The following is a 6,783-nucleotide window of genomic DNA, read 5'->3' as shown; positions in this document are numbered from 1 at the left end:
GAATAAATAGCGCCGTATTATGGCCTTATTTCTTCTGAAGAGTTCCTTTTTCACTCGGTTTTAGGCGTTTTACCGAAAATAGGGCCGTTTTGGACCGCTATTTTCTGGAAAATGCGGATTTCGAGCGAAATAAGGCCATTTTATGCCGCTATTCGAGAAATCGTTCGAGAAGTCGTTCGTGCTCGAGCAATCGTTTGAGTATGAGCAATCGCCGTTCGCCGTTGATTGTTGATCCCAGGCCAGGATGGCCAGTACGCGGACCTGCGCGCCATGCATCAAGGACTGCCGAAGATTAAGGCGTTTTCGACCTTGAAACTTGCCGAAATTCGGTCCGGAGATCGGATGGCTTTCACTTGCCCGGCATTTACCGGCGATTTGCTTGAAAAGCGACAATAGCCCCAATAGAAAAATGATGGTGCAAAGATAGCCCCCGGGTGCCCCTTTTCTTTCACTTTCGATTCCTTTTTCAACTGGGTGAGCCGTTCGTCAAATGAGCCCATTTGCTTTGGAACACTTTCTTTTTCTTCTGTCAAAGAATTTCCTATTTTCGAATAAAAACGTTTGACAATAAATCACGGCCCATATAAAATAGCACCATAGCATACTAAACAGGTAGGAATAATTAAAAATGTTCTAGCCGTACGGACGGAGGGACGCTCTAATTTCCTTGGCAGACACGGGTATCGGCTCGGTTTGACTTTAGGAGCGGGCGTTTCTCCGTTTTCCTATAATAATGTATGGGAAAACGTACGGAATCCTTCCTGTGTACCGAAAGAAGAGGAGATCAATATAAGAGCATGGGGGAGTGAGCGATACGTGAACAAAGTATTGAGGCAAGGGATTCTGGTAAGTCTGGTGTTGGCCATGAGCCTGACAATGGCGGCATGCTCGGCGGACAACAAGAAGAACAATGCAGCAAGCGCGGAGGCCGATTCGGCGGGGGACGGAGAAAAACCCAAAGATGTCGAGCTCCTGAATGTATCCTACGACCCTACCCGTGAACTTTACGAAAAATATAACGCAGCATTCGCAGCCTATTGGGAAAAGGAAAAAGGACAGAAGGTGACGATCAAGCAGTCGCATGGCGGCTCAGGCAAGCAAAGCCGGGCGGTAATCGACGGCCTGGAAGCCGATGTCGTTACGCTGGCGCTAGGGTACGACATCGACGCGATTCGGGAAAGCGGCTTGATTAACGACGGATGGCAGCAAAAATACGATTACAACAGTTCACCATACACGTCAACAATCGTATTTTTGGTACGCAAAGGTAACCCGAAAGGAATCAAGGATTGGAACGACCTTGTTAAGGACGGAGTGGAGGTCATTACGCCTAACCCGCAAACTTCCGGAGGGGCGCGTTGGAATTATCTGGCCGCCTGGGGTTATGCTCTGCATCATAACAATAACGATGAAACCAAAGCCAAGGAATTCGTGAAGGAGCTGTACGGTCATGTTCCGGTATTGGACAGCGGTGCTCGCGGAGCGACGACAACTTTCGTAGAACGCGGACTCGGAGACGTCCTGCTGGCTTGGGAGAATGAAGCGTGGCTGTCGGTCAAAGAATTGGGGCCGGATAAATTCGATATCGTGTATCCGTCGGAAAGCATTTTGGCGGAGCCTCCGGTGGCGGTCGTCGACAAAGTCGCCGACAAACGCGGTACCCGCGAGGTTTCCGAAGCCTATCTGAACTACCTGTATTCTGAAGAAGGCCAAACGATTGCGGCTGAAAACTATTACCGCCCGACCCTCGAAAGCGTTAAGGAGAAATTCAAGGATCAGTTCCCCGACATCAAGTTGTTTACCATCGACGAGTTTGGGGGCTGGGGGGAAGCTCAGCCGAAGCATTTTAACGATGGCGGCATCTTTACCCAAATTTATGCGCCGAAATAACCGTCCGTAGCCAAACGGAGGAGCCGGAGAGGATGAAACATCATGCACAGTAGCGTTTCCAAACGCGGAGTGTTGCCCGGATTCGGGCTGACGATGGGGTATAGCATTTTGTATCTCAGTTTGATCGTACTCATCCCTCTGTCCGCGCTGCTGCTGAATTCCACAGGACTAACCTGGGAGAAGTTTTGGAATATCGCGGGAGATTCGCGAGTGCTGGCTTCTTATAAGGTGAGCTTTTTGACTGCGGCAGCGGCGGGGCTTATCGATGCCTTACTTGGGCTTTTGCTCGCCTGGGTGCTGGTCAGATACGATTTTCCGGGAAAAGGCCTCTTTGATGCCATGATTGATCTTCCGTTTGCCCTGCCCACCGCGGTGGCCGGGGTGTCGCTGACGGCGATTTATTCGGCGAACGGATGGATCGGCTCGCTCTTTGAACCGCTGGGAATCCGGATTGCGTTTACGCCGGTCGGCATTACGCTGGCGCTGATGTTCATCGGCATTCCCTTTGTGGTGCGGACGGTTCAACCGGTGCTTCAGGAACTGGAGATCGAGGTGGAGGAAGCGGCGGCTACACTTGGAGCCGGGCGCTTCCGCACTTTCCGCTCCGTCGTGCTGCCTGAGCTTCTGCCACCGCTGCTTACCGGTTTTGCGCTCGCATTTGCGCGCGGCATCGGAGAGTACGGATCGGTGGTTTTCATATCCGGCAATATGCCGATGAAAACGGAAATCGCGCCGCTCCTCATTATGTCCAAGCTGGAGCAGTTCGACTATGCCGGGGCGACTGCGGTGGCGCTCATGCTGCTGTTGATATCTTTTGTTTTGCTGCTGCTGATCAACTCGCTGCAGCGTCGGATTCGCAAGACGGCGCGATAAAGACTCTATTGGTTGAATAGATTGAGATCAATATGGTGCGGGGAGGGAAGGACATGGCCGGTTCAGTACCTTTAACGGCCGGGAAACCTACGGAAGTCAGGAACCGGACCAGGAAGGAAACAAACGCCGTCAAATGGGTTCTGATTGGCGCCGCGGCGGTCGTGCTGCTTTGGCTGATCGTTCTGCCGCTAGTTGTTGTTTTGACGGAGGCCCTGAAGAAGGGAATTCACGTATACCTGGAAGCCATCCGCGATCCCGACGCGTTGTCCGCCTTGCGGCTGACGCTTCTGGTCGCCGCTATCACCGTACCGTTAAACACCATTTTCGGCGTGGCGGCCGCTTGGCTGATCACAAAGTTTAAATTCCGCGGCAAACAGGTGCTTGTAACTTTGATCGATCTTCCGTTTGCGGTATCTCCGGTCATCGGCGGGCTTATTTATGTGCTGGTATACGGGGTTCATGGTTGGTTTGGCCCCTGGCTGCAGGACCATGACCTGAAAGTGATTTTTGCCCTTCCGGGAATTGTGCTGGCAACGATGTTCGTGACGTTTCCCTTCGTGGCCAGAGAATTGATTCCGTTGATGGAAGATCAGGGACAGCAGGAGGAAGAAGCGGCGGTAACGTTGGGAGCGCGGGGGTTCCGGGTTTTTTGGAAGGTGACGCTGCCCAATATCAAGTGGGGTCTTTTGTACGGGATTATTTTGTGCAACGCGAGGGCTATGGGGGAATTCGGCGCGGTATCGGTCGTGTCGGGACATATCCGGGGAGAAACCAATACCTTGCCGCTGCATGTGGAGATTTTGTATAACGAATACCAATTCTCCGCTTCTTTCGCCGTCGCATCGCTGCTATTGATGTTGGCGCTGGTAACCCTGCTGCTGAAAAGCTGGTTTACCCGGAAAAGCGGCCGTTAGTATTTTGGGGCGGGAAACGAAATGTGTATTCGTTCACGGCTGCCGTTATACGTATTCAATCTTTGATTCAATTTAACAGATACGCGGGGAACAGGAGGCTGCAAGAGATGGCTAGACCATTAAAGGTAGACGCCGTATGGTTAGAGCGGATCGCCGACTTATTGGATAACATGGAATTCGGATCGCTCAATATTGTTGTTCATGAAGGACAAATCGTTCAAATGGAACGAACCGAGCGGAAAAGATACGAGCTGGGCGCAGCGAGTACGGGGACCGGCAAGGTGCCTGGCGCGGCTCGCCATGGAGCGCGGCCGCTTCGCGAGTCCGGTTCCAGGTAGAGAGAAAAAGTTTCGGAGATATAAAAAGGAAAAAGTGAATAAACCCCAATTTCGAAGGGGCGGCAGCAGTCGCCGGGTCCCTTGCGGAATTGGGGTTTATTCGTTGTCTGCACCTTCAAGCAGGAGATCAAGACTTGTTGGACGGCGGAAGAACAGTCGATTCGGCGGAGAGTTTGTGGGCGGCAATCTCTTGCTGTGCTGCCTGCTCTTCGTCGGCGCCGCTTTGATCGTCCATCATGCGGTCATGGCCGGCAAAAGGCCGCGATTTCCGTGGTTTGTCGCTTACGGCAAGCGGGAAACCGCCAAGGAATAACAGCAGCTGTGCTCCAAATATGTATGGGGCCATGATCGGTGTGATGAGATGAAGCAGTGCGAGCAACGCGATGATGACAGCCAAAGCCCGCAGCAGCAGGGCTCCCGGATTGGAGCGTCGCCCCATTAAGAGTGCCGGGTATAACAGAAGCAGCGAAAACAAAGTGGAGACAAATTGAAGCCATTTTTCCACAAGCGGAAGTCGTTCAGATCCGGTTACGGTTTGGGACTCGTCCAATAACTGAAAAAGCCACAGGAAGCAAAAAAATAAAGCGGCCGCAAATAAAAACGGCAAGACCGGGCGAACCTGCTGCCAAAGCAGCTGTCCCCAACCCGGTTGTTCAATTCGGCGAAGCAGCTTCGTTCGCTCTTCGATCAGGCGTTCGCTTTCCCGTTCGAGCGTCTTCAGCAGCAGCGGAAGACGAGAGCGGTCTCCGTCCGAGGCATAAGCGCCGATCTGGCCAAGCAAATCCGCCGTAGCGTATGGAGCAGCCTGGCAGGCTAGCAGTTTATTCAATAATTGAAGCTCTTCGGATGAGGAGAAATCCTGCTCTTTTACCCCTCTGATTAACGGCCCGGCAGCGGCTGCGTACAATTCCAGACTGGACTTCAGATGTTCAAGCCGGGCGTGTGCTTCCCTGGCCACACCTCGCCGCGATACCGCGTAAATGCCAAGAAACAAGGCGAGCGCAAGAAACGAAGTTAAAGCAGTCGTTTCGTGCAACTGAAGCCAGGCAATCCATTCCGACAGTGACACCGCTATCACCCTTTCCATATTCCTCTTTTCACTATTGCACATGAGTCCGGCGGATTCAAGTTTTATTGTCGAAAACTGGGAATCGTGAATGATCTCATCCTGTGCCGGCAGACAATATGCTATAATGGCAGGCGGACAAGAAAAGTTGAGCCAATTGGAAAGCAAATGGGCAAGAGAGTGGAATTTTCAATTTATACATATAGACCAAACGGAGAGGAAAAGGGGATGCAGCTTTGGCAACTACAGTCATTGAAATTTTTTTGATCGCGATACTGGCGGGTGTAGTGGGATCGATCCTGGGCTTAGGCGGAGGGATTATCGTTACGCCGGCGCTTACGCTGCTGTTCGGAGTCGATATCAACCATGCTATCGGAGCCAGCATCATATCCGTCATCGCCACGTCCAGCGGCTCGGCGGTGGCGTATATCCGCGACCGGATCACGAATTTGCGCGTGGGCATGTTTCTCGAAATCGCCACAACGGTCGGGGCGATCACGGGAGCTTTTATAGGGGCGCTGGTGGCTCCAAGAATTCTGTTTTTCGTGTTTGCGCTGTTAATGCTCTACTCGGCTTATGCCATGATCAAAAAGGCCAGGGAGAAGTCGCCGGCGGAGGTGCCGCTTCATCCGGTAGCCCAAAAGTTGCGGCTTCAGGGCGAGTATTACGATAAAGCGATCGGCGAAACAGTGGCTTATAATGTGGACCGGGTCTACGCGGGATTTGGAGTTATGTATGGGGCCGGCGTGATTTCGGGTCTGCTCGGCATCGGCAGCGGCAGCTTTAAGGTGATGGCGCTGGACGTATTTATGAAGATGCCGATGAAGGTGTCCACGGCGACCAGCAATTTCATGATGGGGGTTACGGCGGCGGCCAGCGCCGGGATATATTTGCTGCGCGGCGACATCATTCCGGTCATTTCGGCGCCGGTGGCGCTTGGCGTACTGATCGGAGCGACCGTGGGCTCGCGCATCATGCAGCGGCTGAAGAGCAAAACGATCCGGATGCTTTTCATTCCGGTCATGGTTTATATCGCCATTCAAATGATCTACCAGGGATGGAGGGGTTAATTTGAACGAAAATACGAAAAGCCGCATCGTCGAGGTGGAGACGGTAATCAGCAAGCTGCTGCGAATCGGCGTGCTTGTGGCCGGCATCGTGATCGTTTCGGGTCTGCTCCTGTATTTGATCACGGGCAAAAGCGGCTATCCCGGCGATACATATCCGACAAACCTTGGCTCCATTTTTGCCGGACTTGCGGCGCTGAAATCCTTTGCCGTTATCCAGACGGGTCTACTGCTGCTGATCTTGACCCCGGTGTTTCGCGTATTTGTGTCGCTGTTCGTTTTTCTTGAGGAGAAGGATTACAGGTTTGTCCTGATTACCGGACTTGTGTTCGTGATCCTGATTATCAGCTTTTTGCTGGGAAAAGCGGGCTGACCGTCTGAACGCGGTGGAATTGATGTATTGAGGGTATCCCAAAAGTATATGGGTCATTTGACGAACTGTTCACTTGGGTCTATTGCCGCTTTCTTAAGCAAATCGTCGTTAAGTGTCGGGCAAGCGAAAGCCTCTGATCTCCGGGCTTTATTTCGGCAAGTTTCGAAGTGAATGATTTCTCGAACGACTCTCGAATAGCGGCATAAAATGGCCTTATTTCGCTCGAAATCCGCATTTTCCAGAAATAGCGGTCCAAAACGGT

9 protein-coding genes are annotated in these 6,783 nt (G+C 52.3%); 6 read left to right on the top strand and 3 right to left on the bottom strand.

Annotated elements, in window-relative coordinates:
* Positions 1 to 275: 275 nt before the first annotated feature.
* Entirely contained in the window at positions 276 to 533 is a 258-nt protein-coding gene (locus tag ACI48K_RS16435) for a hypothetical protein (RefSeq protein WP_475028701.1), read from the bottom strand.
* A gap of 256 nt (positions 534 to 789) precedes the next feature.
* Between ACI48K_RS16435 and ACI48K_RS16430 the strand changes: the two genes are divergently transcribed.
* The 4 genes from ACI48K_RS16430 (at position 790) to ACI48K_RS16415 (ending at position 4,015) form a co-directional block, all read left to right on the top strand.
* Complete coding sequence (locus ACI48K_RS16430) at positions 790 to 1,890, top strand: sulfate ABC transporter substrate-binding protein (RefSeq protein ID WP_475028702.1); 1,101 nt, start codon at positions 790 to 792, stop codon at positions 1,888 to 1,890.
* A gap of 42 nt (positions 1,891 to 1,932) precedes the next feature.
* Positions 1,933 to 2,763 (top strand): sulfate ABC transporter permease subunit CysT, encoded by an 831-nt coding sequence (gene cysT / locus ACI48K_RS16425; RefSeq protein WP_475028700.1) that lies wholly within the window; start codon positions 1,933 to 1,935, stop codon positions 2,761 to 2,763.
* A 53-nt stretch (positions 2,764 to 2,816) separates the two neighbouring features.
* On the top strand, positions 2,817 to 3,677 hold the full coding sequence (cysW, locus tag ACI48K_RS16420) for a sulfate ABC transporter permease subunit CysW (protein WP_475028699.1): 861 nt from the start codon (positions 2,817 to 2,819) through the stop codon (positions 3,675 to 3,677).
* Between the two features lie 107 nt (positions 3,678 to 3,784).
* Positions 3,785 to 4,015 carry a YezD family protein gene (locus ACI48K_RS16415; protein WP_475028698.1) on the top strand — a complete coding sequence of 77 codons (231 nt, stop codon included), beginning with the start codon at positions 3,785 to 3,787 and terminating at the stop codon, positions 4,013 to 4,015.
* A 127-nt stretch (positions 4,016 to 4,142) separates the two neighbouring features.
* Here ACI48K_RS16415 and ACI48K_RS16410 read toward each other — a convergent pair whose 3' ends face one another.
* On the bottom strand, positions 4,143 to 5,084 hold the full coding sequence (locus ACI48K_RS16410) for a hypothetical protein (RefSeq protein ID WP_475028697.1): 942 nt from the start codon (positions 5,082 to 5,084) through the stop codon (positions 4,143 to 4,145).
* A gap of 233 nt (positions 5,085 to 5,317) precedes the next feature.
* Here ACI48K_RS16410 and ACI48K_RS16405 point away from each other — a divergent pair, with 233 nt between their 5' ends.
* The gene (locus ACI48K_RS16405; RefSeq protein ID WP_475028696.1) at positions 5,318 to 6,151 is read left to right on the top strand and encodes a sulfite exporter TauE/SafE family protein; all 834 of its coding nucleotides are present in this window, start codon (positions 5,318 to 5,320) and stop codon (positions 6,149 to 6,151) included.
* A gap of 1 nt (position 6,152) precedes the next feature.
* Complete coding sequence (locus ACI48K_RS16400) at positions 6,153 to 6,521, top strand: DUF1634 domain-containing protein (protein WP_475028695.1); 369 nt, start codon at positions 6,153 to 6,155, stop codon at positions 6,519 to 6,521.
* A gap of 53 nt (positions 6,522 to 6,574) precedes the next feature.
* Here the strand turns inward: ACI48K_RS16400 and ACI48K_RS16395 are convergent.
* On the bottom strand, positions 6,575 to 6,783 hold a 209-nt coding region (locus ACI48K_RS16395; RefSeq protein ID WP_475028694.1), incomplete at its 5' end, for a hypothetical protein.

The sequence above is a fragment of the Paenibacillus terrisolis genome (assembly GCF_056171975.1).
This window is presented reverse-complemented; position numbering and strand designations above follow the sequence as displayed.

What these genes read in the sequence shown, in the direction of transcription:
- ACI48K_RS16415 (WP_475028698.1), top strand. Translation starts at nt 3,785, where the DNA reads ATGGCTAGACCATTAAAGGTAGACGCCGTATGGTTAGAGCGGATCGCC.
- cysW (WP_475028699.1), top strand. Translation starts at nt 2,817, where the DNA reads ATGGCCGGTTCAGTACCTTTAACGGCCGGGAAACCTACGGAAGTCAGG.
- cysT (WP_475028700.1), top strand. Translation starts at nt 1,933, where the DNA reads ATGCACAGTAGCGTTTCCAAACGCGGAGTGTTGCCCGGATTCGGGCTG.